Annotated in this window: 20 protein-coding genes; 11 read left to right on the top strand and 9 right to left on the bottom strand. The window is 70.6% G+C overall.

The features are described from left to right. Positions 1-4 precede the first annotated feature (4 nt). Entirely contained in the window at positions 5-937 is a 933-nt protein-coding gene (locus tag ACZ4EG_RS09220; protein WP_467790163.1) for a M56 family metallopeptidase, read from the top strand. 39 nt (positions 938-976) lie between these two features. On the opposite strand, the gene ACZ4EG_RS09215 is transcribed toward ACZ4EG_RS09220, so the two are convergent. The 4 genes from ACZ4EG_RS09215 to ACZ4EG_RS09200 all read right to left on the bottom strand — a co-directional run bounded on the left by ACZ4EG_RS09215 (position 977) and on the right by ACZ4EG_RS09200 (position 4,280). After that, a complete protein-coding gene (locus ACZ4EG_RS09215; protein ID WP_467790162.1) occupies positions 977-1,432 on the bottom strand; it encodes a tellurite resistance TerB family protein in 456 nt (151 codons plus the stop codon). A 168-nt stretch (positions 1,433-1,600) separates the two neighbouring features. Continuing rightward, a complete protein-coding gene (locus ACZ4EG_RS09210) occupies positions 1,601-1,816 on the bottom strand; it encodes a hypothetical protein (RefSeq protein WP_453546374.1) in 216 nt (71 codons plus the stop codon). 186 nt (positions 1,817-2,002) lie between these two features. Beyond that, positions 2,003-3,439 (bottom strand): WGR domain-containing protein, encoded by a 1,437-nt coding sequence (locus ACZ4EG_RS09205; RefSeq protein ID WP_467790161.1) that lies wholly within the window; start codon positions 3,437-3,439, stop codon positions 2,003-2,005. 97 nt (positions 3,440-3,536) lie between these two features. After that, positions 3,537-4,280, bottom strand: a complete 744-nt coding sequence (locus ACZ4EG_RS09200) for a class I SAM-dependent methyltransferase (protein ID WP_467790160.1) — start codon at positions 4,278-4,280, stop codon at positions 3,537-3,539. 97 nt (positions 4,281-4,377) lie between these two features. On the opposite strand from ACZ4EG_RS09200, the gene ACZ4EG_RS09195 reads away from it, so the two are divergent. Beyond that, the gene (locus tag ACZ4EG_RS09195; RefSeq protein WP_467790159.1) at positions 4,378-5,190 is read left to right on the top strand and encodes a hypothetical protein; all 813 of its coding nucleotides are present in this window, start codon (positions 4,378-4,380) and stop codon (positions 5,188-5,190) included. 17 nt (positions 5,191-5,207) lie between these two features. On the opposite strand, the gene ACZ4EG_RS09190 is transcribed toward ACZ4EG_RS09195, so the two are convergent. Both ACZ4EG_RS09190 and ACZ4EG_RS09185 read right to left on the bottom strand, forming a co-directional pair. Next, positions 5,208-7,202: an N-acetylmuramoyl-L-alanine amidase gene (locus tag ACZ4EG_RS09190; protein WP_467790158.1), complete on the bottom strand. Its 1,995-nt coding sequence runs from the start codon at positions 7,200-7,202 to the stop codon at positions 5,208-5,210. Between the two features lie 194 nt (positions 7,203-7,396). Further along, the gene (locus tag ACZ4EG_RS09185) at positions 7,397-8,911 is read right to left on the bottom strand and encodes a M1 family metallopeptidase (protein ID WP_467790157.1); all 1,515 of its coding nucleotides are present in this window, start codon (positions 8,909-8,911) and stop codon (positions 7,397-7,399) included. A 223-nt stretch (positions 8,912-9,134) separates the two neighbouring features. Between ACZ4EG_RS09185 and ACZ4EG_RS09180 the strand changes: the two genes are divergently transcribed. Then, positions 9,135-9,353, top strand: coding sequence for a hypothetical protein (locus tag ACZ4EG_RS09180; RefSeq protein WP_467790156.1), 219 nt, complete (start codon positions 9,135-9,137; stop codon positions 9,351-9,353). 20 nt (positions 9,354-9,373) lie between these two features. Here ACZ4EG_RS09180 and ACZ4EG_RS09175 read toward each other — a convergent pair whose 3' ends face one another. Beyond that, the gene (locus ACZ4EG_RS09175) at positions 9,374-11,440 is read right to left on the bottom strand and encodes a SpoIIE family protein phosphatase (RefSeq protein ID WP_467790155.1); all 2,067 of its coding nucleotides are present in this window, start codon (positions 11,438-11,440) and stop codon (positions 9,374-9,376) included. A 404-nt stretch (positions 11,441-11,844) separates the two neighbouring features. Here ACZ4EG_RS09175 and ACZ4EG_RS09170 point away from each other — a divergent pair, with 404 nt between their 5' ends. The 6 genes from ACZ4EG_RS09170 (at position 11,845) to ACZ4EG_RS09145 (ending at position 18,604) form a co-directional block, all read left to right on the top strand. Continuing rightward, on the top strand, positions 11,845-14,316 hold the full coding sequence (locus tag ACZ4EG_RS09170; RefSeq protein WP_467790154.1) for a SpoIIE family protein phosphatase: 2,472 nt from the start codon (positions 11,845-11,847) through the stop codon (positions 14,314-14,316). Between the two features lie 130 nt (positions 14,317-14,446). Next, on the top strand, positions 14,447-14,818 hold the full coding sequence (locus ACZ4EG_RS09165; protein WP_467790153.1) for a sortase-dependent protein: 372 nt from the start codon (positions 14,447-14,449) through the stop codon (positions 14,816-14,818). Beyond that, positions 14,815-15,444 carry a class F sortase gene (locus tag ACZ4EG_RS09160; protein ID WP_467790152.1) on the top strand — a complete coding sequence of 210 codons (630 nt, stop codon included), beginning with the start codon at positions 14,815-14,817 and terminating at the stop codon, positions 15,442-15,444. The genes ACZ4EG_RS09165 and ACZ4EG_RS09160 overlap by 4 nt, the downstream gene beginning before the upstream one ends. An 85-nt stretch (positions 15,445-15,529) precedes the next feature. Continuing rightward, positions 15,530-16,021, top strand: coding sequence for an RNA polymerase sigma factor (locus ACZ4EG_RS09155; protein WP_316754406.1), 492 nt, complete (start codon positions 15,530-15,532; stop codon positions 16,019-16,021). Next, a complete protein-coding gene (locus tag ACZ4EG_RS09150) occupies positions 16,005-16,511 on the top strand; it encodes a hypothetical protein (RefSeq protein WP_467790151.1) in 507 nt (168 codons plus the stop codon). The genes ACZ4EG_RS09155 and ACZ4EG_RS09150 overlap by 17 nt, the downstream gene beginning before the upstream one ends. A gap of 233 nt (positions 16,512-16,744) precedes the next feature. Continuing rightward, positions 16,745-18,604 carry a M1 family metallopeptidase gene (locus tag ACZ4EG_RS09145; RefSeq protein WP_467790150.1) on the top strand — a complete coding sequence of 620 codons (1,860 nt, stop codon included), beginning with the start codon at positions 16,745-16,747 and terminating at the stop codon, positions 18,602-18,604. Between the two features lie 64 nt (positions 18,605-18,668). Here the strand turns inward: ACZ4EG_RS09145 and ACZ4EG_RS09140 are convergent, their stop codons facing one another. Further along, complete coding sequence (locus ACZ4EG_RS09140) at positions 18,669-19,430, bottom strand: hypothetical protein (RefSeq protein WP_467790149.1); 762 nt, start codon at positions 19,428-19,430, stop codon at positions 18,669-18,671. 52 nt (positions 19,431-19,482) lie between these two features. Beyond that, positions 19,483-20,586: a PP2C family protein-serine/threonine phosphatase gene (locus ACZ4EG_RS09135; RefSeq protein ID WP_453546843.1), complete on the bottom strand. Its 1,104-nt coding sequence runs from the start codon at positions 20,584-20,586 to the stop codon at positions 19,483-19,485. A 381-nt stretch (positions 20,587-20,967) separates the two neighbouring features. Between ACZ4EG_RS09135 and ACZ4EG_RS09130 the strand changes: the two genes are divergently transcribed. Both ACZ4EG_RS09130 and ACZ4EG_RS09125 read left to right on the top strand, forming a co-directional pair. Next, positions 20,968-23,523, top strand: coding sequence for a Pls/PosA family non-ribosomal peptide synthetase (locus tag ACZ4EG_RS09130; protein WP_467790148.1), 2,556 nt, complete (start codon positions 20,968-20,970; stop codon positions 23,521-23,523). A 13-nt stretch (positions 23,524-23,536) separates the two neighbouring features. Then, the gene (locus ACZ4EG_RS09125) at positions 23,537-26,800 is read left to right on the top strand and encodes a non-ribosomal peptide synthetase (RefSeq protein ID WP_467790147.1); all 3,264 of its coding nucleotides are present in this window, start codon (positions 23,537-23,539) and stop codon (positions 26,798-26,800) included. Positions 26,801-26,808: the final 8 nt, after the last annotated feature.

The following is a 26,808-nucleotide window of genomic DNA, read 5'->3' as shown; positions in this document are numbered from 1 at the left end:
CCTGATGGGAGTGTTCGTCTTTCTGCCGCTGATCCTCCCGCTGACGGCCTGGCCGATCGCACGCCTGGCCGAACAACACCTGCATCCACGCACCGCGACACGGCTGCTCACGGGGGTGGCCGCGGTGATGGCGGCGTGCAGCACGGTCTGTCTCGGCCTGGTGATGGTGGTCGGCACGGCCCAACTGCCCGGCAACCCGCTGCCCGACGGCTGGTCGGATCCGGAGGTGCGTGACGCGGTTCCGTACGACGAGGTCGCCGGCCGGGTGGCGATCCCCGCGCTCTGTGCGGTGGTCGCGGTCTGCGGCCGGAGTCTGTGGCGGCACCGTCGGGTGCGCCGCCGTGCGCACCGCGCGCTCTCCGGGCTGCCGGCCACGGAGGTCGCGGTCCTGCCCGACCAGGTGCCGTACGCGTATGCGCTGCCCGGCGGCCGCCGGGATCGGGTCGTGGTGACCACGGCGCTGCTGTCCTGCCTCGAACCGGCCGAGCGCCGGGCCCTGTTCGCCCACGAACGCGCCCATCTCGCGGAGCGCCACCACCGTCATCTGCTCGCCGTCCAGCTCGCCGCGCAGGCCAACCCGTTCCTGCGGCCGCTGCGTACGGCGGTGTTGTACACGGCGGAGCGGTGGGCGGACGAGGAGGCGGCCCGCAAGGTCGGCAGCCGCCGGACCGTGGCCCGTGCGATCGGCAAGGCGGCACTCGTCTCTCCCGGTGCCCCGCCGGCCACCCTGGCCGGTCTCGCCGCCACCGGGCCGGTACCGCGACGGGTGGCTGCCCTGCTCGGCCCCGCGCCGGCCGTGCGCCGCTGGCCCTCGGTATTCACCTCGGTGGGGCTGGCGGCGTGGTGCGCGGCCGCGGGTGCCGCCGTATCGGCGATGTCGTCGGCGAACTCCGCCGTGACGATGTTCTTCATCCTGCACGCCGCGACACCCCTGTGAGCCCGCCCCGTCCCGTCGGCCGGGGCGGGCTCGTGCCGGTCAGAGGTCGAACTCGTGCGGCGGCAGTTCGAGGGTGAAGCAGGCCTCGCGGACGATCGCCTGCTCGTCCTTGTCGAAGTTGCCGTCGGCGCCGCCGATGACGATGCCGATCTGGATCACGGCACGGGCCTCGGCAGGCTTCTTCTTCGCCTTGGCGACCTCCTGCAACACGCTCACCTTGCCGAAGGCGAAGTCGGCCGTCAGCTTGCTGAGGTTGTCCTCGAACCTGCGGCGCAGGTCGTCGGCCGGGAAGTTCTGCAGAACCTCGTTGGTGGCGATCAGTTGAGCCACACGCTGCCGCTCGGAGGGGTCCACGGTGCCGTCGGCCGCGGCGACCAGCGCGCACATCGCCATGCTCGCGTCGCGGAAGGCGCCGCTCTTCAGGTCGTTCTTCTTCGCCACCAACTGGGTCTGCATCTGAGACGCGGATTCCTTGACGCGGTCCCACAGGGCCATGCGAACTCCATACGGTCGTGATTCTCTACAGTCTTGTAGAAACTATCAGGAGGGGTGCGCAGCCGGGCCTGACTTCCCCTCCTGTCCTCTTTCTCCCTCCTGTCTACGATCGGCGGCTCGCCGACGTTCCGGTGCGGTCCTCGTCCTCGACGAGAACGGTGATGTCATCTACTCGAAGCGGCCTTTGACGACCCGTGCCGCGGCCTCGCTCTCGGCCGCGGGGGGAGACAGCTCGCTCAGCGTGTCGAGGTCCGTGTCCTCGGCGAGCTCCCGCTCCCAGGCGTCGGCGAGCCTCACCTGCTCCGCGTGCGGCTGCTGCTGGACGAGTTCCCGGTCGTGTGGGCTCAGGGCGGCCAGGAATCGTTCAACCGTATCGATCGCCATCCTTGTTCTCCTTCGTCACGGGACGTGCCGAACCTGCCGGCACCGTCCAAGCGTGATCGGCACCGACGGTTCACCGTCGGTGCCGTGGCCCACTCGGACCCGAAAGGAGGAACGAACCCGTACGGAGGAACCCGTACGGCCGACCGTCGTGACGGGCGCTCGCCCGGTGTCACTCGGGGTGTCGCATCACCGCACGCGGCGGATCTCGCCCCGTACACGATAGAAACCGCCCGCCGCGGCGTGGACGGCATCGACCACATAGCGCGCCCCCGCCTGCCGTATCTCCCGTGGGAACTGCACGTTCCAGCCGGGCTCGAAGCCCTCGGACACCACGTGGACCCGCAGTCGCCCGCCCTGATCGACGCACTCGACGACCACCCCGCCCGCGGGCGGCGTGCTGACGGTCGCCAGAGCGGACACCGACGTCGCCGGGTTGTAGGTGGGCAGGGCGGCGGCCGACTTCACATCGACGGCGACGGGCACCGAGCCCTGCTGGGCGGCCGCGATGGCGGCCTCCGACGTGTCCACGCACACCAGCGACCCGTCGGTGGTGACCAGATACAGCCGCTCGTCGAAGTACTGCATCGACAGGGCCGAGCCGTTGCCCGTGCGCAGCTTCCACAGCCGGGTGCCCGACGCGTCGAAGCAGTACACGGACGAGGAGTTGTCGCCCGCGAAGACATAGCGGCCACCCGGGGCGGTGGCGCAGGAGTACACCACGGCGTCACAGGTGTAGACGCCCTCGACCCGTCCGTTGGCCTTCGATAGACGCTGCACCACATGACGGTCCGTGCCCGCGTAGACAGACGTCGCCTCCTGCCAGCCGAACAGCACACCCCCGCGCGTGTCGGTGTGCCACAACTCGCCGCCCCCGTCCGGGGCGTAGGCCGTCACGCCCTCGCCGTGCCCGTGGTACACGGCGTGTTCATCGGCCCGCACCATCCAGGCCATTCTGCCGGACGACCGCCGGGACCACTGGTGTTCGTCCTCGTGGTCGATCACGGTGAGGCCGCCCGCCGCGTCCGAGACGTTCAGCACTCCTTCGTGGATGTCCAGCCAGAAGAGGTCGACGTTCGCGGCGATCTCGTACGCGGCGAACGGCAGCTTCGAGGAGAGGTCGTACACGCGGCCGTCGTCGCAGCCCGCGTAGATCCAGAAGTCGTCCGCGACCAGGCACTTCACGCCGTCGGGAAGCAGGTAACGGGCCATCACCTCACCGTCGTGGCCCAGGTTGTAGACCTCGCCCGCCTGGTTGCCCACCCACACACGGTCCTCGTCGACATGGATGCCGAACGCGGCCGAACCGGTGCGGAAGCGCCACAGCACCGGCGCCGTGGCGCGCGCCGTCGACGGCGCGGAGCCGACCTGGCGCCGAGTCACGGAACGGGGCGCACGCTGACCGCGCACGGCCGCCGCGTATCCCTTGCGGACCTTCTGGTCGATCTTCTTCGCCGCGGCCGCCTGCGCCTTGGCAGGTGTCGCGAACGACGACGACTGCACCTGGCCGGACACGCCGATGCGGCCGTAGCGCACGGTGACCGCGGTGCCGTCGACCGTCACCTCGTAGAACTTGTGCGCCCCGCCGCCGTCCTCGGACAGCTCCAGATACGTCGTCTCCGCCACGACCGGTCCCTCCCGTGCACGACCCCACCGGCGCCACCGCCCCGCGGTGCGCCCTTCGATGATCGAAACATACGGGAGGGCACTGACAACGGGTCCGTCAGAGGTCCGCCACCAGGAGCCGGTAGCCGACGTCGACGCTGTCGAGGGCGAGGAGTTCGGCGTGACGGGCGTGCCAGCGGCCGGCCGGCAGGTCGTCCGCGAGCCGGTTCAGGCCGGGCGCGATCAGGTCGTCGCCGGCCTGGGTGAACATGGATATCCCGGCGCGCACCTGAGGGTCGAGGTAGGCGTGGGGGCGGCGCCAGTACGCGGCGCCGAACCCGTCCACGCAGTCGTGGGGGACCGGGACCGGCTCCTGGCGGGCCCCGCCGAGCAGTTCGACGAGCCGGTCGATCGGCACCGCACGGGCGTCGTCCAGCGCGGCCGCCTCGGGCAGATACTCCCGTACGAGCCAGAACCGCTCGCGAAAGACGTCCTGATTCCAGGTCAGGACGACGATGCGGCGGCGGGCGACCCGGCGCAGCTCGGCGATCCCGGCCGTCAGGTCGGCCCAGTGATGGATGGTCAGCAGTGCCATGACGGCGTCGGCCGCGTCGTCACGCAGCGGGAGCCGTTCCGCCACCGCCTGCACGGCGGGGGCGGAGCCCGGCGGGCGCTGGGTGAGCATCACCTGGCTGGGCTCGACCGCGAGAACGGTCCCCGGCGGCTCGTACGAGCCGGTGCCGGCTCCGACATTGATCACGTCCGTCGTGTTCCCGAGTGCGGTGTGGATCTGGGCGGCGATCCTCGGATCCGGCCGTCGAGTCCGGGCATACGTGGCGCCGAGCGTGTCGTAGGTGGCCATGCCGCTCAGTATGCGAAAGGGGCGAGGCTCCGGGCTGCCACATCGCAAGCCCTTGGCCGACGGCCGACTGTCGGACCCGCGTGCCACACTGCGCCGTATGTCACTTGCTGATCTCACACTGGACCAGTGGCGGTCCTTCGACCCGTCAACCGCACGGCGCCTCGCCCAGGAGGCCGCCGGCCTGGTGCACGGCCGGGTGACCGCCGTCGAGACGGTCGAGCATCTGGGCGGCCCGCTGCACCGCGTCCGGATCGAGCGCGACGGGCAGGAGTTCGCGCTGGTCCCCGGGGGTCCGGTGACTCTGGGATTCGACCTGGAGGCCTGGCGTCCGACGCCCGAGCAGGTCGCCGACTACAACGAGAGCGTGGAGCAGGGATTCGGCTACGGCCCCGATCTGCGGGCCCATCTTGCGGAGGTGCTCAGCCCCCGCCGCAGTGCCGTCCTGCCCACGGTGCTCATGGCGGTCGAGGACGAGGACCTGGACGAGGACCTGACCGAACTGCCCGCCGACGTGCCTGCCGCCCTCGCGGCTCGCGGACTGCGCATACCGAGCTCCGACGAGTGGGAGCACGCCTGCGGAGCCGGGGCGGACACCCTGTTCCGATGGGGGAACGACTGCCCCCTGGACCGCATCCCGTACGGGGACCGCACCGGGCCGCACGAGCAGCCGAACGCATTCGGCCTGCGCATCGCCTACGACACCTATCGTGCGGAGCTGACGAGCGATGCCACGGCGATACACGGCGGGGACGCCGGCGAGTCGGTGTGCGGTGGTTACGGCAATCTGCTGGCGTGGCTGCCGCTGGCCACCGCCAACCGCAACCCCTCCATGGTCGAGTTCGTGTACGGCCCGGAGGGCGACGGCGTCTCCGACGGGTGCTCCGTCCGGCCGGTGCTCACGCTCCGATGAGACCCGGCCGCCGCCCGTCACCGCTGGGGGTGGCCGCCGGCCTGTCCCTGCGGGCCCGCCAGGGCCGGTGCGTCCAACATGTCCACATCACTGGCCCGGACGTAGGCGAGCCGGTGGCCGAACTGGATCTCGTAGTACATCTCCTGACCCTTCACCACCGGGCTCGGTGTGTACTCGAAGGTCGACCTGTCGATATAGGAGCCGGTGGTGTGGGACATCGTCACGTAGCGCTGTCCCTCGCCGAGGGTGTACGGCAGGGGCGACTCGGTCGGCTCCGTGATCCCGTCCGGGTAGGCGTCCTCCTCCGGGAGGGCGCGCCCGTACACGGGGACCTCGCTCAGACCTTCCTTCGGAGTCACCATCCGGCCCGCCGCGCCGACGGCCGTAGGGTGCTTCTTCGGGTTCTTGAACCAGGCCTTCTTGCCCAGGTACCAGATCGCCGTCCAGTCGCCCCGGCGCTCGGCGACGGCGTAGGTCTGGCCGGTGGAGACCCGCGAACCCAGGTCGTTGACGTCCTCCGTCGAGTCCTCACCGTCCGGGCGCCGGCCCGGGTCCTGGATCAGCGGGGCGTCGTCGGCCGGCTCGGTGTGGAGGCGGACGGCGCTGGAACCGTGCGGAGCGCACGGCACACCGTGCCCGGCGCATCCGGTGTAGCGCGGCTTGTAGGTGGAGTAGTCCGGCAGCACGGTCACCATGGGGCTGTCCGACCCGGCCGTGGCCCGCAGGGGCGCGCCCAGGAGGTCGAAGTAGTGCCGCCAGTCCCAGAAGGGGCCCGGGTCGTCGTGCATGTCGGGGATGCTGTCGGCCGTCGGGGCCGGCACGTTGTCGTGGCCGAAGATGTGCTGTCGGTCCAGCGGAACGCTGTACTTCTTGGCCAGATAGCGCACCAGACGCGCCGATGACCGGTACATCTGTTCGGTGTACCAGGTGTCGGGCTGCGTGAGGAAACCTTCGTGCTCGATGCCGATGGAGCGGCCGTTGACGAACTGACTGCCCGAGTGCCAGGCCATGTCCTTGGTCCTGATGTGCTGTGTGACGTGACCGTCCTTGGAGCGGATGGAGTAGTGCCACGATGCCTCCGTCGGGTCCTGCACGGTCTGGAACATGGAGCGCAAGGACGCCTCGGTGTCGTGGATGACGATGTACTCGATCTTCTGGTCCTTGGGCCGGTCGCCCAGGTCGTGATTGCCGTACGCGTCGTCGTCGATCTCCGTGTACGGCGCGCTGAGCCAGGAGCAGGACAGCTCGGCCGGGCACTCGACCTCCTTGGACCGCGCCGCGCCGTTCTTCAGAGTGCGCGGGTGAACGTCCGGGCTGGCGGGCAGGGTGACGGACTGTCCGGCGTCGGTGGTGCGGTGCGCTCCCTGGTGGATCACTCCGAACACGTCGTTGGCGTAGGTCGCCGCCTCGGTGGTGTCGTCCAGCCCGGGGAAGCGCGCCACGGCCTCCCACCAGTCCGCCGGGTTGTCGCTGAGCGGCTTGCCGAGCCGCCGCTGCGTCTCCGCCAGGAGCGCCGCACCGCCGCGCACATTCGCGGCGGCGTCCTTCTGTAGCCGCTCCTCCTTCTCCCCGGTCAGACGGGCAGCCTGCTGCAGGTCGGACGGCTGCCCGGATCGCTTGCCCCCGGGTTTGGCCGCCTGGGAGGGGGACGGTCCCGCGAGTGCCATGGCACTGCCGCGCGGCTGCGTCGCCGGGTCCGCCTTCTGGGCCAGCCGGGTGTCCACCAGATGCATCGGTCCAAAGCCGCCGCCGACGCTCGGCGCGCCCCTGTGGGAGTCCCAGCGCGACTGCAGATAGGACACGCCCATGAGCACACTCCGCGGCACGTCGTACTCGTCCGCGGCAGCCGTGAAGTCGTTCTCCAGCCGCCGGTCGGCCGCCACACCGCCCGGCGCGCCGGACAGCAGCGGAGCCAGCAGCGGGGCCATCAGTGCCGCCGATGCCGTCACGAGGACCGTCCGGCGGTGCCTGCGGACGGCACTGGGGACACGGGGGGAGAAGCGTTTCTTCATTGCAGGTGTCTCCAACCAGGCTCGTCGCGACAGGACGCGGCCAGGACAAGGGAGTTGCCCCTTACGCCACCCCTCGTACGATTCCGTGCCCGGCACGCCCCGTCGCGCCGAGGGTCACCGGCGTGGACCAGCAGCCCGGCAGAGGCCACCCGGTCGGCGGCACCAAGTCGGCTCCCCTACCCAGGGCGTGACGGTCAGTCCCGAACGGGGTCCACCCGCCAGTCGGGGTGCCCCGGCATGGGCGGGGTGTGCGCCCCGTACAGCCACGGGGTCAGGAAAGAGGCCAGGTCATGGCCCGCGACCTCGGAGGCCAGGGCGATGAAGTCCCGGGTTCCGGCGGCCCGCCCCCGGAACCTCGTCACCCAGGACCGCTCGATCCTCTCGAAGGTCTGCTCCCCGACCTTCTCCCGGAGGGCGTAGAGCACGAGTGCCGAGCCGTCGTAGCGCATGTTCCTGAACAGGGTCGGCCCGGTGGGTTCGGCGGGCGCTCCGTCGTCGTGCCGCCACTGGTCGTGCTGCTCGTACGCGGCCCGCATGGCGGACTCGAAGCCGTCACCGCCGTGCGTGTCGGAGTAGAGGCGTTCGTAGTAGCGGGCGTGACCCTCACTCAGCCACAGGTCGGACCACCGCCGGACGGCGACGCTGTCACCCGTCCAATGGTGGGTCAGTTCGTGTACGAGGTCCCGCTCGGCGTCGACCCGGTCACCCAGCAGGTTGTCCCGGGGTACGACGGACAGCGACTGCGTCTCCAGCGCCACCGGCAGGTCGGTGTCGCCGACCAGCACGCCGTAGCGGCCGAACGGGTACGGCCCGAGTCGCTGTTCCAGCCACGCGAGGTGCTCGGGGGTCAGGGACCGGTACGCCGCGGTGTCTTCGACCATCCCGCCGGGGACGACGTCCCGGACGGGCAGCCCGCGCGGGCCGGTGCTGTCGACGAACGTGAACCTCCCGATGGCCATCTGGACCAGCTGCGCCGCGACCGGCTGCTCGGAGTCGTACGTCCACCGGATGTGTCCGTCGGCCCGCCGGACACGCTCGACGAGCCGGCCGTTGGCCACGGCGCCGAGGCCGGGCGGCGTGGTGATGCGGAAGGTGATGCGCGCCCGCAGGCTCGGGTGGTCGTTCGCCGGGAAGACCATCTTGGCGCCGTCGGGCTGGGCGTAGATCAGGGTGCCGTCGGGCGTGGGCATCCAGCCGTAGTCCTGGATCGCGTCGTCGCGGTGCCGTTGTTGTGTCGGGTCGGCGGTGTAGGCGACGCGCACCGTGAACGCTCTGCCGTGCGGGATGGGCTTCGTGGGGGTGACGACGAGTTCGTCGCCGTCGCGGACGAAGGCCGCCGGTGTGCCGTCCACGGTGACCGTGTGCAGCGTGTTGCCGGCGAAGTCGAGGTCGAAGCGGGAGAGGGCCTGTGTGGCGGTGGCGCTGATGGTGACGCTCGCGTCGAAGGGCGTTCGCGGTGCCCGCCAGTCGAAGTCGAGTGTGTAGTGGCGGACCTCGTAACCGCCGTTGCCGTCGAGCGGCATGAGCGGATCGCCGATGCCCCTGGCACCGGGGGAGGGGACCGCTGCCGAGGAAACGGCGGAAGGACCGCCGGCGGGAGTGCGGTGGCCCGTGTGGGGGAGTGCACCACCGAGGCCGACCGCGCCGGCGATCCCCGCGGCACCGGTGAGGACCAGGGCCAGGGCCGTACGGCGAGGTGTGAACGACACCTTCACCCTCGGCTGCCGACGGTCATGATCTCCATGGCCGCACTATGTCAGCAGATGGTCGTATTGACTGCTCACGCCTTCGTGTCCGGCGCTCCAATGGACTATCACGGCCCGCGGTTCACTCGGACGGGTTGTTCCCACGGCGACCGCGCGGTTCGAGCGGCTCGCCGCCATCCGTGCCCTCGCGTGGCTGACCGGCCCGGCCGACCGGGTCGGTGACGAGGTGTTCGCCGACCAGGCCGACGGTCCGCTCCTCGCGGAACGGGACGACCTCGCGCCGGCCCTGGCCGCGGCCGACCCGTTACGGGCATCGCGTCTGGGCGAGCAGGCGGTGGACCTGGAAGCGGCAGTGGTGGAGGATCAGCCCGCGCTGACGGGACGGGAGTTCATGGTGGCCGGTCTCGTCGCGGACGGGCACCCTTTTTCCCCGATCCGTCCCTGACTGCCGGGCCCCGGAATCGCCTACAGGGTCCGGGCCACGAGGAGGGCGACGTCGTCGTGGTCGTCGGGGTGGCGTAGGCCGTGCAGGAGGAGGTCGCAGGTCTCCTCCAGGGGCCGGTGCGGCTCGTCGAGGAAGCTGAGCAGGACGTTCAGGCGGTCGTCGATGGGGTGCTGTCGGGTTTCGACCAGGCCGTCGGTGTACAGGACCAGCAGATCGCCGGAGCCGAGATCCGCCTTCGTGGTCTCGAAGGAGACGCCGCCGACGCCGAGCGGCACTCCGGCGGGCAGGTCCAGCAGTTCGGGGGCACGGCCGGGGCCGGCCAGCGCCGGCGGCAGGTGTCCGGCGTTGGCGATGTGGCACTCCCTGGTGTGCGGGTCGTAGACGGCGTAGAGACAGGTGACGATGTAGTGCTCCAGATCGCAGGTGATCTTGTCCAGATGCTGGAGCACCGCGTTCGGTGGCAGGTCGAGGTCCGCGTAGGCGCAGGTGGCGGTGCGCAGCCGGCCCATGGTGGCGGCGGCGTCGATGCCGTTGCCCATGACGTCCCCGACGACCAGCGCGGTCTTGCCGCCGGCCAGGGGGAGCACGTCGTACCAGTCGCCGCCGACCTCGCTGGTCGCCAGGGCGGGCTGATAGCGGGAGGCGAGTTCCAGGCCGGGGTGGTGCGGCGGATGGTCGGGCAGCAGACTGCGCTGGAGGGTGAGCGCGGTGTTGCGCACGCTCTGGAACCACCGGGCGTTGTCGATGGACATCGCGGCGCGGCTCGCGAGCTCACTGGCGAGGACGACGTCGTCCTGGTCGAACGGGAGCGGGTTGAGGGTGCGTTTGAGGTCCAGTGCGCCGAGGACCTCGCCGTGCGCGATCAGCGGCACCGCGAGATAGGAGTGGAGTCCGGCCTGGGCCAGCAGCTCGCTGACATCGGGGGAGCGGGCGATACGCCGTAGATCGTCGCTGCCCACACGACGGACCAGGACCGGTCTGCCGGAGTGGACGCACAGGGTGACCAGACGGTCCCCGTCGTAGGCGGCCAGGTCGCCGGGACGGTCGGCGGCCTGGAGCGCCACGGTGGGGCGGGCCGCTTTCAGAGCCAGTGCCCTGAAGAGCTCCGGGCCGTTCTCGGGTTTGCTGCTGCGGCGGAAGGCCAGGGCGGAGTCCAGCACGTCCACGGCGACGATGTCGGCGAGCTCGGGAATCGCGATGTCGGCCAGTTCATGGGCGGTCTGCTCCACTTCCAGCGTGGTGCCGACCCGGGTGGAGGCGTCGGCGATGAGTGCCAGACGGCGCCGGGCCCGGTCCGCCTCGGTGGCCGCGCGGTGCCGTTCCGTGACGTCCACGACCGAGGCGGCCGCGCCCAGGACGCGTCCGCCGGGGTCCTCCAGCCGGTAGAAGGAGAGAGACCAGGCGTGATCGTGGTCGGGGTCGGCCGGGGGCCGGCTCACGTGGTACTGGTCGAGCAGCGGGGTGCCGGTGGTGAGCACCTGGCGCAGGGCGGACTCGATGGTGTCGACGTCGGAGAAGGGCAGGGTCTCTCTCAGATGGCGGCCGATGTGCTCCTCGGCGGGTATGCCGTCGATCCGCTCCAGGGCCGGGTTGACCAGGAGATAGTGCAGGTCGGGGTCGAGCAGGGCCAGCCCGATCGGAGACTGGTTGATCAGCCGCTCGCACAGGGCCAGGTCGGTCTCCACGCGCTGGAGAAGGGTGTGGTCGGCCGCGATGCCGAGGGCGTAGACATCGCCGTGGTCGTCCAGCAGCCGCATGTTGCGGAACTCCATCAGGCGGGTGCTGCCGTCCTTGTGCCGGACGGGGAAGGCGCCGGCCCAGGCCCGGCCGGTGGCCAGCACCTCCGCGAACAGACTCATCACGGCCTGCATGTGCTCCGGGCGGATCAGCAGCCGGGCCGCTTCCGTGCCCAGGGCCTCTTCCGCGGTGTAGCCGAAGAGATCCTGGGCCTGCGGGGTCCAGAACACGATGCGTCCCTCGGTGTCCAGGACGATCGCGGCCACGCTCAGCACATCCAGCAGACCGGTCGGCCGGACCGTCTCGGGGCCCGAGACGTCACTGTTGGGCTTGAAGGATTCGGCTGTCATCCCAGATCCTCCTCGACCGGTCGGCAGGACAGGCCGGTCTGGACCGGCGTTGCCGCACGCCTGGGTTCTGGCTCCCGGTACTTCCATGCTGCCTCGGGGTTCCGCGGCTTGCCCAGCCACGTCGGGTCCGCATGTGCAGGTCAAGCCGGGTGGTGGCCGGCAGCCGCGGACCCCGTCGGTGTGGCCGGGCACGCTCAACTCGGCCCCGACGCGGCCGTGGAGGAGGATCTCGGCGGTCCGACGAGTCCCGTGACCGCACCGGTCAGCAAGATCCTGGGCGCCGGGAAATCGTCGCACGTGTGCCATCGGGAAGGATCGTCCCGCCCGGGTCCGTCCGGCGCCCCGCGGCCGTCCGCCGGACCGTGCGGATCGGGCGCGCAAGCAGGACCATGGTCCTGTAGAGGATGGGATCAATGGATTCTGCGCGAAACGGTTCGGAGACGCCCACGTCCGCAGGAGCACGCGATCTTCTCGACGCGTCCACGGACGCGGCGGCGCTGATCGACGCGGACGGCGTCGTGATCGGCTGGACCCGGGGCGCCGAAGCCCTTCTCGGCCACCTCGCCTCGGAGGTGGTCGGCGGCTCCGCCGCGCGGCTGCTGGCGACGCGCCCGGACCCGGGACGTCTGGCCGGCGTCGTCGAGCGCTGCCGCTCCGGAATGGGGTGGAGCGGTCTCGTCCCCGTACGGCACCGCGACGGCGAGGCGATCGACGTCGACCTCAGGGTGTCCGCGTCCTTCCGGATCGGCCGAACCGAATGCTTCCTGCTCTCCGCGCGCGAGCAGCGGCGGCAGTGGACGGTCGGCCAGTCGGTCCTCGACGGCTTCCTGACCCGCTCGCCCATCGGTATGGCCGTCATGGATCTGCAGCTGCGCTACTTGTGGCTGAACGACACCCTGGAACGCCTCGGCGGTGTGCCGCGCGAGCAGCGGCTGGGGCGCCGGCTGGCCGAGCTGCTGCCGGGAATCCAGGCGGAGACCATCGAAGGGCTGATGAGCGAGGTGCTGGCGACCGGAGAGCCGGTGACCGACTACGAGTACCTGGGATGGAGTTGGGCCGATCCGCGTCGCCAACACGCCTACTCCACCTCCTTCTTCCCCCTGGTGGACGCGGACAACTCCGTCATCGGGGTCTGCTACATGGTCCAGGACGTCACCGAGCGGTGGAACGTGCGCCGGCTCCTGTCGATGGTCAACGAGGCCGGAACCAGCATCGGCACGACGCTGGACGTGATGCGGACGGCCCAGGAGCTCGCCGACTTCGCCGTGCCCCGCTTCGCGGACTTCGTCATCGTCGATCTCCTGGAATCCGTCCTCAGCACCGAGGGCCACGGAACGTGGCTCACCGACGCTGGAACGGCACCCGCCAGGCCGGTGATGCGCCGAGCCGGACTGAGCTCGGCCCGGGAGGGCTGCCCGGAGGCCGTGGCGCGGGTCGGGGACAGGGTGGACTTCCTTCCCCCGCCGCACGGCGTGGACCTGCTCATCAGCGGCGAACCCATCCTCATCCCGGTCCTCGACCCGGCCGACGAACTGTGGATCACCGAACAGCCCGCCAGGACCGAGAGCATGCGCAAGTACGGGCTGCATTCCCTCATCTCCGTGCCGATGCGGGCGCGGAACACCGTCCTGGGCCTCACCACGTTCGCCCGCTCGGTCAATCCGGTCTCGTTCCAGCCCGACGACGTCCTGCTGGCCCGCGAACTGGTGGCGCGCGCGGCACTGTGCGTCGACAACGCCCGCCGCTACACCCGGGAACACACGGCGGCGCTCACCCTCCAGCGCAGTCTGCTGCCCCAGGCCCTGACCGGCGGCACGGCACTGGAGGTGGCCTCCTACTATCTGCCGGCGGACGCCACCGGCGGGGTCGGCGGCGACTGGTTCGACGTGATCCCGCTCTCCGGCGCCCGGGTGGGCCTCGTCGTAGGTGATGTGGTCGGCCACGGCATCAGCGCGGCGGCGGCCATGGGCCGGCTGCGCACCGCGGTGCAGACCCTCGCCGACATGGAGTTGCCCCCCGATGACCTGCTGGCCCATCTCGACGATCTCGTGCTCCGACTGAGCGAGGAGGAGGCGAGCGACGACGCGGCCGACCGGAGCAGCACCACCTTCCTCGGGGCGACCTGTCTCTACGCCGTCTACGACCCGGTCACGAAGCGGTTGTCGATGGCCCGTGCGGGACATCCGCCCCCGGTGGTCGTCACCCCCGACGGGCGGGTCGACTTCCCGGAGCCCCCCGCCGGGCCGCCGCTCGGGCTGGGCGGGCTGGGGTTCGAGGCCGTCGAGATCGAGCTCCCCGAGAACAGCCTCTTCGGCCTCTACACCAACGGTCTCATCGAGGGCGTGGACCACGACATGGAGTCCGGCATGGCCCGCCTCGCCGAGGTGCTCGCCCGGCCCGCGGCCGACCTCGGCACCCTGTGCGCATCCGGGGTGGAGCAACTGGTGGCCGGGCCGCAACCCGACGACATCGCCTTCCTCCTGGCGCGCACGCGCGCCCTGGGACCCGACCACGTGGTCTCGTGGGAGGTACCCGTGGACCCGGCCGCCGTCGGCGACGTCCGTGCGCGGGCGACCGGGCAGGTGGAGGCCTGGGGCTTCGGGCATCTGGCCATGACCACCGAGCTCATCGTGAGCGAGCTGGTCACCAACGCGATCCGCTATGCCGCGCCGCCCATTCGGCTGCGGCTGCTGCGTGACTCCCGGCTGACCCTGGAGGTCGCGGACGCCAGCAGTACCGCTCCCCGGCTGAGGCACGCCCGGAGCATGGACGAGGGCGGCCGCGGCCTGTTCCTGGTGGCGCAGCTCGCCCATCGCTGGGGTGCCCGGTACACGGCCGGGGGCAAGGTCATCTGGGCCGAGCAGGAGATCCCGTAACGACCTCCGGCAACGACTCCGGCGACTTTGCCGTCTCTTTGCAACCTGCCCCTGTGCTGCCTCGTCTCTCCGCTCGATCTGTCACCCAGCCTCCCGGCCACCGGGCGGGCCGACGAAAGAGAGCGATTCGATGCGCCGAACTGTCCCCAAGGGCATGGCACTTGCGTGCACGGCGGTGCTGGCGAGCGCCGTGCCCGCGTTCGCCGACGGGGCGACCGCGACCCCCTCCGCCGCGCCGACCCGGGCGTCGAGCGCCGCCCCCACCGAGATGCCCAGCGCCGAACCCTCCCGGGGGACGAGTGCCCGGCCGACCACGGCGCCGGCGCCGGCGCCGAGCCAGGTCTCCGTGGTGCCTTCGGGCGCACCCGACACCGGAGTGCGGGCGGCGTCCTCCGGGTCCGGAACCGAGGGCGGCCTGATCGGCGGAGCCGCTGCCACGGTGCTCCTCGCGGGCGGCGGCGCGGTCCTCGTCGTACGCCGCCGGCGGGCGACCGGGGCATGACCCCGCTCTCCAGGCGCGCCTTCGTCACCGCGGCGAGCGCCTCGCTGCTCGTCGGCTGCGCGGGTCCGGCGGCCCACCGGGCCTCGACCGCACGCGCCGCGAGCACGCCGGCGCCTCCCCCGGCCTCGGCCTCGGCCTCGGCCTCGGCGAAGACGGTGCGGGCCCTCGGGCGGTCGGTCCCTGTCCGGCTGCGGATCCCGGCCATCGGGGTCGACACCCCGCTCATCCGGCTGGGGCTGGAGCCCGACGGCACGGTGCAGGTACCGCCCGTCACGGCGCACGACCGGGCGGGCTGGTACCGGCACTCGCCGACGCCGGGGCAGGTCGGCCCGTCGGTCATCCTCGGCCATGTGACGGTCGGCGCCTACGGGGACGGGGTCTTCCGGCACCTCGCGCGGCTGCACCGCGGCGACCGGATCGTGGCGCGCCTGGAGAACGGCAGGGCGGCGGAGTTCACCGTCGGCGCCGTACGGACGGTGGCCAAGGCGGACTTCCCGGCGGACGAGGTCTACGGGGACGTCGGCCGTCCGGAGCTGCGGGTCATCACATGCGGCGGTCCCCACACCGGCGACGGCTATCTCGACAACGTGATCGTCTTCGCCGCGCTGAGCTCCACGAACCCCTGACCGACCGCACGGATGCCGGGCCGGCGGAACGTACACCGGCGGCCCGGCATCCTTCCCTGTGCATGCGACACGACCATGGAGAGCGTTGAAACGGTCCCGCGACAGGGCAGCGTCCGAGCTGTTCGCCGCCCTCTATCCGCGCCTCGCCGGCTGGTGCCGCCGTCTCGTCGACGACGACGAGACGGCCCACGAGGTCGCCTCGGAGGCGTTCACCCGGCTCTGGGCCCGCTGGACGACCGTGGAGGAGCCCCGCGGCTTCCTCTACGTCACCGCCGCCAACCTGGTCCGGGACCACTGGCGCAAGCTGGAGCGCGAGCGCAGGGCCATGCACCGCGCCACCTCGGAGGCCGCCGTCCGCCCCCACGACGAACAGGCCGACCCCTCGGTACGGCTGCTCGTGCAGTCGCTCCCGGAACGACTGCGCGTCCCGATCCTGCTGCACTACTACGCTGACATGCCGATCCGGGAGGTGTCCGCGCTGACCGGACGCAAGGAAGGAACCGTCAAGGCCGACCTCCACGCGGCCCGAGAACTGCTCCGCGCCCACTTGAGGAGAAGCCTTGACCACACGCTTTGACGAGGGCGCGGAGTTCGAACCCGATGACCCGCTCGCGGTCATCCTGCGGCCCCCGTCCAACTACCTCGGCGCACCCCCGGGCCGGTACGAGGCGATCCGCCGCGCCGCGAGCCGCCGCCGACGGCTGCGCGCCGCGGCCGGAGTCGGCCTGTCCTGCGGCGTGGCCGCGCTCATCGCGCTCCAGCTCCATCTGGCGTCACCCGGGGCGCCCGCGTCACCCGCGGTGCCGCTCGCACCGCCCCCCGCGAGCGGCCGTACGGCGCCGCCCACCCCGTCGGCGTCACCCTCCGATCCGGCGTCACCTTCCGAGTCGTCGCTGCCGGAGTCGGCCGGACCGCACCCCAGCGCCACACAGCGGTCCGACAACACCCGTGCCCCGAGCCGTTCGGCGTCGCCCACCCGTGGCCCGTCGGTGACACCGACCGAGGCGGGGGCCGAGCCGTCGAGGGCGCGGCCCTCGGCCGTCGCCACGCCCGACGGCACTCCCTGACTCCGGTCGACTCCGGGTGGCACGACCACTTTTGACATCTTGATGGCATGCTCTGGTCAAATCTGTCACGCTTTCGGCAGCCATTGCCCCGACCCCAGGGGCCGCGGTGGAACACTCCCCGAGCGAACAGTCCGACCCAAACGCGCAAACCCGAGGTCGTCCGCCGGCGCACCCCAGCCGGGCGGGCGGCCACCGAGCAGGCCGGAATCCCGGCCGCCGCAAAGGAGTTTCGTGTGAGACAGACCCCCCACAAGGCCCTCGCCGTGGGCGCAGCGGCCGTCGCCGCACTGGCCGTCGTGTCGCTTCCCGCCACCCCGGCCGCCGCCGCACCGCACCCATCCCCGCTCGCCGCCGACTGCACCCCGGCCCAGGTGGTCACCAACGGCGGCTTCGAGAGCGGGACTTCGCCCTGGACCCCGTCCTCGTCCGGCGTGATCACCAGCCGCAGCGGTCAGACCGCCCACGGCGGCACCAGTTTCGCCTGGCTGAACGGCGTCGGCAGCACCCACACCGACACGCTCTCGCAGAGCGTCACGATCCCCTCCGGGTGCAGCACTGCCACCCTCACCTTCTGGCTGCACATCGACACCGCCGAGACGACCTCGTCGACCGCCTACGACAAGCTCACGGCGAAGATCGGCTCCACCACACTGGCGACGTACTCGAACCTCAACAAGAACACCGGCTACGTGCAGAAGTCGTTCGACGTGTCGGCGTTCGCGGGCCAGACCGTGAACCTCGCCTTCACCGGCACCGAGGACTCCAGCCTCCAGACGAGCTTCGTCCTCGACGACATCGCCCTCGACACCTCCGGCGGCTCGACACCTCCGGCCGACTCCACCCGGACCCCGGCCGCACCCTCGTACACCGTCAGCCTGAGCAGCGACACCAGCGGCACGGTGTGGACCGGCCATGAGAGCGTGGCCTTCACCAACGCCTCCTCCACCGCGCTCAGCGAGGTGTACCTGAGGCTGTGGGACAACTACCACGGCACCTGCTCGGCCCCGCCGATCACGGTCAGCAATGTCACGGGCGGTAGCGCGGGTGCCCTCTCCGTCGCCTGTACGGCTCTCAAGATCGACCTGTCGTCGCCGCTGGCGCAGGGGCAGACCGCCACCATCGGGTTCGACCTCGGCGTCACCGTCCCGAGCGGCGCCGACCGCTTCGGCCACGACGGGGCCTTCAGCTTCATCGGAAACGCCCTGCCCGTCCTCGCGGTCAAGGACGGGGCCGGCTGGCACCTCGACCCGTACACCAACAACGGCGAGTCGTTCTACTCGCTGGCCGCCGACTTCAAGGTGACCCTCGACCACCCCAGCACCCTGCTCGTGCCGGCGACCGGCACATCGGTCGACACCCCCGGCTCCAGCGGCCGTACGGTCACCACCGCCACCGCCACCAAGGTGCGGGACTTCGCCTGGGCCGCCGGTCCCTTCAGCAAGATCTCCGGCACCTCGACGGCCGGCGTCCCGGTGAACATCTACTCCGTCTCGGGCATCAGCTCCTCCAGCGCCCAGTCGATGCTCACCACCGCCAAGTCCGCCGTGGACGCCCACGCGTCACGGTTCGGCGCCTACCCGTACGGCGAACTGGACGCCGTGATCGACAACAACTTCTGGTTCGGCGGCATGGAGTACCCGGGGTTCGTCCTCGACCTGGTCAGCACCACGGCGCTCACGCACGAGATCGGCCACCAGTGGTGGTACGGCATCGTCGGTGACGACGAGTACAACAGCCCCTGGCTGGACGAGGCGTTCACCGACTACGCCACCGACCTGGCCCTGGGCAAGACCGGTACCAGCTGCTGGAGCAGCGTCTCATGGGCCTCGTCCGCCGAGAAGATCACCAACTCGATGGCCTACTGGGACGCCCACTCGTCCCGGTACTCCACCGTGGTCTACGGCTACGGCAAGTGCGCCCTGCACGATCTGCGACGCGTCCTCGGCGACACCGCGATGACCAAGCTCCTGAAGGACTACGCCACTTCGCACTGGTACGGCGTCTCGACCACGGCCGAGTTCAAGGCGGCCGCCCAGGCCGCCACGAGCACGGACCTGACTTCGTTCTGGACCCAGCACCGCATCGAGGGCTGACCCCCAGCGGCCGGCCGCGTCCGGCGCCCCAGGGCGTCGCCCGCGGCCGGCTCGCGCCGTGACCTCAGTAGCGGTGGCCCGGCCAGTGCGGGTCCGTCCAGCGGGCGGGCCCGGTGAGGCCGAGAAGCCGTATGCGGTGCAGCAGTTCCTCGGACGCTCCGTGGCCGCGGAGCCGGTCCGGAGCATGGCGGACCAGCCACGCGGTCAGCTCGGCCCGCATGTCCTCCCCGTTCTCCCATGCGGACCACGGCAGTTGGTCACCGAGCAGGCCGTACTCCCAGTGCGCCGCCGCGTCGGCAAGGTGACGGTCGGCAACAGGACCGGGCGACGTCTCCCACAGGCGCAGCCACGGGGTCAGCGCCCCCGAGGCCTCGGCGCACAGCACGAGGACCTCGTACCCGGGCACGGCGGGCTTCGGGGTGACAAGGGTGTAAGCCCACCAGGCCTCCAGGAACTCCCGCACCGCCGCGGCCTGTTGGACCGGCCACTGCTGCCAGTGACCGAGGGCGAACGAAAGTCCCGCCGTCCCCATGCCGGAGAGGGGCTTGATGCTTCCGTCGACGAGGCCCGAGGCGAACTGGGGCAGGATCCGGCGCAACACGGACGCGTGGTCGATCCAGTCGATGGCCCCCCAGGTGCGATCGAGGAGGTCGGGGTCCAGCGGCACGTCCGGCACCTTGAGCTGGGCGAGCTCCTCCGCGCTGCCCCAGTGGCACTCGCAGTTGTTCTCGTCGGGATGGGCGGTCATGCCCCGGAAGGTGGTCGCCAGGCCGGTCAGGGCGGCGTAGAGGCGCAGCCGCGCCGGGGTCCGGTCGGGGTTCGTCATGGACTCGGGCTTTCGAGGACTCCGGGTGCCTGCGCGCCCGAAGATCGCGAACTTACCCCAAGACGGTTCCCGCGGCGAGTCCTTTGTCCCCGGCCGGCAGGAGGCACGCGGTGAGCGCGGCGGTGTCGTCGTGCAGGCCGTGCTGACTGTAGGCCAGCAGGTCGTGGTGGAGCCTTTCCAGGAGGTCCCGGGGCGGTAGCGGTCCCAAGGCGCGGACGCGTTCGACGAGGGGGTAGAAGGAGCCGTCCGGGGCGCGGGTCTCCGTGACTCCGTCCGTGTAGAGCAGCAACTGGTCGCCGGGGCGGAAGTCGTAGGTCTCGACGTGGTACGGCTCCCCGACGAGCACGCCCAGGTTCAGCGGCGGAGAGGAGCGCCCCAGGTCCAGTTCGCGCACCTCGTCGGGACGGATGAGCAGCGGCGGCGGATGGCCGCAGTTGACGACGCGGACGGTCTGCTCGGCGGTGCGGACCTCCGCGAACACGGTGGTGACGAACCGTTCGCTCACATCGCTCCCGGGGATCTGCTCGGCCCGGCGCGACATGCTGGTCTCCACCCGGCCCACCAGGGCGGGGAGGTCGGGCTCGTCGTGCGCGGCCTCCCGGAACGCGCCGAGCAAAGCGGCGGCGGTCTCCACCGCGAGCAGGCCCTTGCCGCGGACGTCGCCGATGAGCAGCCGCACCCCGTGCACGGTGGGCACGGCCTCGTAGAGGTCACCGCCGATCCGCGCCTCCGCCGAGGCGGAGAGATAGAAGCTCTCCAGCACCAGGTCGCCGATCCGGTGCGGAACCGGTCGGAGCAGGACGCGTTGCGCCATCTCGGCCACGAAGCGCACATCGGCCAGGGTGCGCTCCCGTCGGATCCGGTGGGCGGCCAGGATGGTTCCCAGGGTGCCCACCAGGGCGGTGCAGATGTAGGCCGCCACATAGTGCCGGTCCCACAGATATCCGACCTCACGGCCCGCGCAGCACGGGGTACCGGCCAGGATTCCCTGGAAGACGATGGCGAACACCGTGGTGAGGGCGACGACGGCGGGTCCGTGGGCGAAGGCGGCCACCAGAGGCAGTGCGATCAGCACGAAACTGACCGGCCACTGCACGGGCGTGATGGGCTCCAGCACCAGGACGCCCGCGACGTAGAGGACCGGAAGCCGACGCAGCCACGCGGGCTCGGGCGTTTGTGCCCCGGGGTCGGTCTGTGGCCGGGACTCACGACGGTCCGACTGACGCAGCCTGTACACACAAACTCCCGGACACGATCTCAACAGAAAGGCCAGCGTCGTGTGCCGGGCCGCGGCGCACCGGCGATTGCTCCACTCAACGGCATGTCCGGCCTGCATGCGTGGACCGCCATACGGGTGATCTCCGAGGCGTGCCCAACCTGCCGGAAACCAGGGAACACGGGCCTGTCGCGCGCTGCCGTCGCACAGGGCGATCGATCAGGAGTGGCACCCGCACGGTGATCGACTGAAACTGAAATCCATGGTTCGTGATCAGTATCGGGCGCAGTGCCCAGTTGAAAACGTCCTCCGGGAGGTCGGATGGTCGAGCAGTCCTCCGGGGTCCATATATCCGGGACAAGCGCGTCAGTCGTCGACAGACTTGCGGAAGTACTGGCCGACGTCACCAGCGTGGAGCGAGTTCCGGTCGACGGTCACTTCTTCGACGACCTCGGTGCCAACTCATTGGTGATGGCGCAGTTCTGTGCGCGGGTCAGGAAAATACCGGACCTGCCGTCCGCGTCCATGAAGGACATCTACCGGAACCCGACGATCGAAAGCCTCGCCGCGGCTCTCGCGGTGACGCAGCCCGCTCCCGCCACCTCGTCGCTTGCCTCGAAGCCGTCGGCGCCGCCGGCCGCACCGACGCCGGTGACGCTGGCCGGCCGACCGACCTATGTCCTGTGCGGAACTGCCCAGTTGTTGTTCTTCCTGGCATACTCCCTGGTCTTCGGAGTGGTCACAGCCCGCGGCTACGAATGGATCGCGACCGGTTCGGACCTGGTCGACATCTATCTGCGCTCGCTGGCCTTCGGCGGCCTCGGTTTTCTGGCGATGTGCGTGTTCCCGATCGCCGCCAAATGGATTCTCATCGGCCGCTGGAAACCCAGTGAGTTCCCCATCTGGGGTCTGACCTATCTGCGCTTCTGGCTCGTCAAGGTGCTGCTCCACGGCAATCCGATGGTCTTGTTCATCGGGAATCCGCTGTATGTGCTGTACCTCCGGGCGCTCGGCGCGCACATCGGCAAGGGAGTCACGATCCTCTCCCGGACCGTCCCGGTCTGCACCGACCTCATCACGATCGGGGCCGGCACGGTGATCCGCAAGGACTCGTTCTTCGTCGGCTACCGGGCCCACGCGGGTCGTATCCAGACCGGCCGTGTCACCCTCGGCCGGGAGGTGTTCATCGGGGAGAAGTCGGTCCTCGACATCGACACGGCGATGGGCGACCGGGCGCAGCTCGGTCACTCGTCCGCCCTGCACCGCGGTCAGCGGATCCCGGACGGCGAGCGCTGGCACGGATCCCCGGCGGAGCCCACCGAGGTCGACCATGTGAGGGTCGCCCCGGCGAGGTGCGGCACCGCACGCCGGGTCTGGTTCGGACTGGGCACCCTGTTCCAGCTGTTCCTCCTCTACATACCGCTGGCCGTCGGCGGGCTGTACATGCTCTTCTCCGTGGTGCCGGCGCTCGGCTCACGACTGGGACCGGACTCGGCCGGACTCACCACGGGAGCTCTGCTCAGCGACGCGCTGGTGCTGTCCTTCGTGACGTTCTTCGGCTTCGTCGTCCTGGGCCTCGCCGCCCTGTTCACCGTTCCGCGGCTGGTGGCCAGGGCCATCAAGCCCGAGAAGGTCTATCCCCTGTACGGATTCCACTACGCGCTGCACCTGGCGACAGCGCGCATGACGAACATCAAGTTCTTCGCCTGGCTCTTCGGCGACAGCTCCTTCATCGTGTACTACCTGCGCGGTCTCGGGTACGACCTGTCCAAGGTCGAGCAGACCGGCTCGAACTTCGGCACCGAGGTGCAGCACGAGACCCCGTTCCTGGCTTCCATCGGCAGCGGAACGATGGTGGCCGACGGGCTCTCCATCGCCAACGCGGAATTCTCCAGCACGTCCTTCCGGGTGTCCCGGACCACGATCGGTCCGCACAACTTCCTCGGCAACAACATCGTCTACCCGGCCGGCGGCAGAACGGGCGACAACTGCCTTCTCGCGACGAAGGTCCTGATTCCCCTCGACGGTGAGATCCGCCAAGGCGTGGGTCTCCTCGGCTCGCCCAGCTTCGAGATACCCCGGTCCGTGGAGCGGGACTCACGGTTCGACGACCTCAGGACCGGAGACACCTTGCGCACCCGTCTCGCCGCGAAGAACCGCTACAACCTTCGCTCGATGGCCGTCATGCTGTTCGTGCGCTGGCTGTACGCCTTCGCGCTCATGCTGTTCGCCCTGCAGTCCGTCGAGGTGTACGGCTGGCTCGGACATGCGGTGATCGCCCTGTATCTGGCCTGCACCCTCACCTTCACCGCCCTCTACTACGTGCTGCTGGAGCGCTGCATCACCTCCTTCCGCGCGCTGCGCCCCAAGCTGTGCTCCATCTACGACCCGTACTTCTGGTGGCACGAGCGCCTGTGGAAGGTTCCGGACCACCATCTGAACATCTTCAACGGCACCCCCTTCAAGACCCTGATCTGGCGGATGACCGGTGCCCGCGTCGGCAGCAGGGTGTTCGACGACGGCTGCTACATGACCGAGCGGACGCTCAGCACCATCGGCGACGGGTGCACCCTGAACGCCGGGAGCAAGATCCAGTGCCACTCGCAGGAGGACGGCACCTTCAAGTCCGACACCACCACGCTCGGTGCCGGGTGCACGCTCGGCGTCGGCGCCCATGTGCACTACGGCGTGACGATGGGCGACGGTGCCGTACTGGCGGTCGACTCCTTCCTCATGAAGGGCGAGGAAGTCCCCCCGAACGCACGGTGGGGCGGCAACCCCGCCGTGGACATGCCCGACGCCTCCGAACAGTCCTGTGGCATTGGCCCGGCAGCCGCACTGCCCGCGCCCAACGGCGCCGCGAAGACGATGAGTTGAGGAGGGCCATTCGATGGGAGCGCGCGTGGAAGCCGACCGGGAGTTCTGGAGCGGTGTGCTGACCGCCGGTGGATTCACCGCCGTACCGCGGTGGGTCCGGCAGCCGGTGGCCGGAGTGGCCGAGTACGAGGCGGCGGTCCCGCAGAACGTGGCGGCGGCGGTGCGCGGGCTGGCCCGGGAGGCGGGGGTCCCGTTGAGCGCGGTGCTGCTGGCGGCCCATGCCAAGGTGCTGGCCGCGCTGTCCGGTGAGCGGGAAGTGGCGACGGGCTATGCCGCCGGGGTCCGGGGCGGCCCGCTGCCCTGCCGGCTGACCGTCGCACCGGGGACCTGGCGCGCGCTGGTGTCGCGAGCTCATCACGTCGAGGCCGAGCTGCTGGCGTTCCGCGACTTCCCGGTGACCGAGCTGCGCCGGGAGCTGGGGGTGACCGGACCGTCGTACGAGATCGTGTTCGATCCCGCAGGGGCCGAGACCGGGCTGGTCGACGAGGCCGCACTGGGAGTCGCCTGGTGCGACGAGGGCGGGCGGCTGTTCGTGCGGCTGCGGTATCGCACCCAGACGCTGGACTCCGAGTGTGCGGCCCGGATCGGGGGCTATCACCTGGCCGCACTGCGGTTGATGGCCGATGACATCGACGCCGATCACTCGCGGCAGAGCCTCCTCTCGGACGAGGAGGTGCACGAACAGCTCGACGGGCTGGCCGGTCCTCACCGCAGACTTCCCGAGGGGCGGGCACACGTACTGTTCGAGCAGCGGGTGCGCGAGCATCCGCAGGCGGTGGCGGCGGTCCACGGCGAGCGCGAGTGGACGTACACGGAGCTCAATGCCCGCGCCAACCGGCTGGCGCGGACGCTGCTGCGGCGGGGGCTGGGCCGGGAAGACGTGGTCGCGGTGGTCACCGAACGCAATCTCGACTGGCTGGCCGCGGTGCTGGCGGTGTTCAAGGCCGGAGGCGTGTACCTGCCGATCGAGCCGCACTTCCCGGCCGGCCGTATCACCGCGACCCTCTCGCGCGCCGAATGCCGGCTGGTGCTGACCGAGCCCGGCAGCACCGACACCCTCGACCAGGCCCTCACCGGCCTGCCCGGAGTCGAGAAGCTGCTCATCGAGGCGGCCTGCGCGGAGCAACATGCCGAAGGCGACCTCGGGTTGGAGGTCACCGCCGATCAACTGGCCTACATCTACTTCACCTCCGGCTCCACCGGCGAGCCGAAGGGAGCCATGTGCGAACACGCGGGCATGCTCAACCATCTCTACGCCAAGATCGACGACCTGGGCATCGCCCAGGGGCATGTGGTGGCGCAGACGGCACCGCAGTGCTTCGACATCTCCCTGTGGCAGCTCATCTCCGCGCTGCTGGTCGGCGGGCGGACGCTCCTGGTCGAGCAGGACGCGATCGTGGACGTGGAACGGTTCCTCGACACGATCGTCCGCGGCCGGGCCGGCGCGGTGCAGGTCGTACCCTCCTACCTGGAAGTCGTGGTGTCGTATCTCGAACGGCACCCCCGGGAACTGCCGGACCTGCGCTGTGTGTCGGTGACCGGTGAGGCGCTCAAACGGGAGCTGGTCCAGCGCTGGTTCGCGATTCAGCCGGGCATCAAGCTGGTCAACGCCTATGGACTGACCGAGACTTCGGACGACACCAACCACGAGGTCATGACAGAGGTGCCCGAACGCGTGCTGCTGGGGCACGCGGTCAACAACGTGCACGTCCACGTCGTCGACGAGCATCTGTCCCTCGTACCGCTGGGCGCACCCGGACTGATCGCGTTCTCCGGTGTCTGCGTGGGGCGCGGGTATGTCAACGACCCCGAGCGGACCCGTGAGGCGTACCGGGACAACCCGTACTTCCCGGGGGAGCGGCTCTACCTGGGCGGTGACTGGGGGCGCTGGCATCCCGGCGGCAAGCTGGAATTCCTCGGCCGACGCGACAACCAGGTCAAGATCCGCGGCTTCAGGATCGAGATCGGCGAGATCGAGAACACCCTCCTGCGGGTGAAGGGGGTGCGGGACGGCGCCGTGGTCGTCGCCGAGCGGGCCGACCAGAGCAAGCACCTCATCGCCTTCTACACGGGCCGCCGTCAGGAGACCGAGGTACTGCGCGAGGCACTCGGTGCGGCACTGCCCGCCTACATGGTCCCCTCCGCCTTCCACTGGCAGTCGGGCCTGCCGCTGACCCCCAACGGCAAGACCGACAAGAAGGCGCTGACCGCGCTCGCCGAACGGACGCGGCCGACCACCGAGAGCGAGGCCACCGGGCGGCCCGACCGCTCCGCCCTCACCCCCACCGAGCGGAAGCTGGCGGCCGCCTGGGCGGAACTGCTGGGGGTCCCCGAGGAACGGATCGGCCAACGAGACCACTTCTTCGACTCCGGAGGCACCTCACTGTCGGCGGTGAAACTCACCATCGCCCTGGACCGCGCGGTGTCCCTCAAGGACATCACCCGGCACCCGGTACTCGCCGACCTGGCCGCGCTCCTCGACGGTGCCGGCCAAAAGCGCCAGGAACTGCTCCAGCCGCTGTCGGACGCCGGCGCCGCGCCGGAGTGCGCCCTGGTCTGCTTCCCCTACGCGGGCGGCAACGCCGTCAACTACCAGCCCATGGCCACCGCTCTGGCGGGCAGCGGGACCGCGGTCTACGCGGTGGAACTGCCCGGTCACGACCTGGCCGCCCACAACGAGCCGTTCGCCGCGCTCACCCAGGTGGCGGAACAGGTCGTCACCGAGATCACCGCACTCGGCCCGGCCAGGGTCCTGCTGTGGGGTCACTCCTCGGGCGCGGCCCTCGCCGTGGAGACGGCGAGAAGACTGCGGGAGCGCGGGACCGAGGTCTCCCGGGTGTTCCTCGGCGCGCAACTGCTCGGCACCGCCGCCGACCGCCGCGCCGCCGTCGACGAGCTGACCGGCCGCAGCGACGCCGAGATCGCCGCCCGGCTGACGGCCGACAGCGGCTACACGGAACTCGGTGAACTCAACGCACAGCACGCCCGGCACATCGGCGCCGCCTACCGCCACGACTGCGTGTCCGCGCACCGCTACTTCGCCGACGCCCTGGAAGACCCGCCGGCCGTGAAGCTGTCCGCGCCGGTCACCGTGGTCATCGCCGCCGACGACCCGAACACGCCCGGCGCCCGTGACCGGCACCGCCACTGGCAGCTGCTGGCCGAGCACGTGGACCTGCACGAACTCGCCGACGGCGGCCATTACTTCCTGCGCACCCGTCCGGCCGAAGCCGCGCGGATCGTCCTGGGCGCAGCCGAATCGCTCGCCTCCTCCTGAACCTCCAG

The organism is Streptomyces sp. NPDC025638 (genome assembly GCF_055558775.1).
Note: the sequence above shows the minus strand (reverse complement) of the source record. Positions and strands in the feature narration are given on the sequence as shown.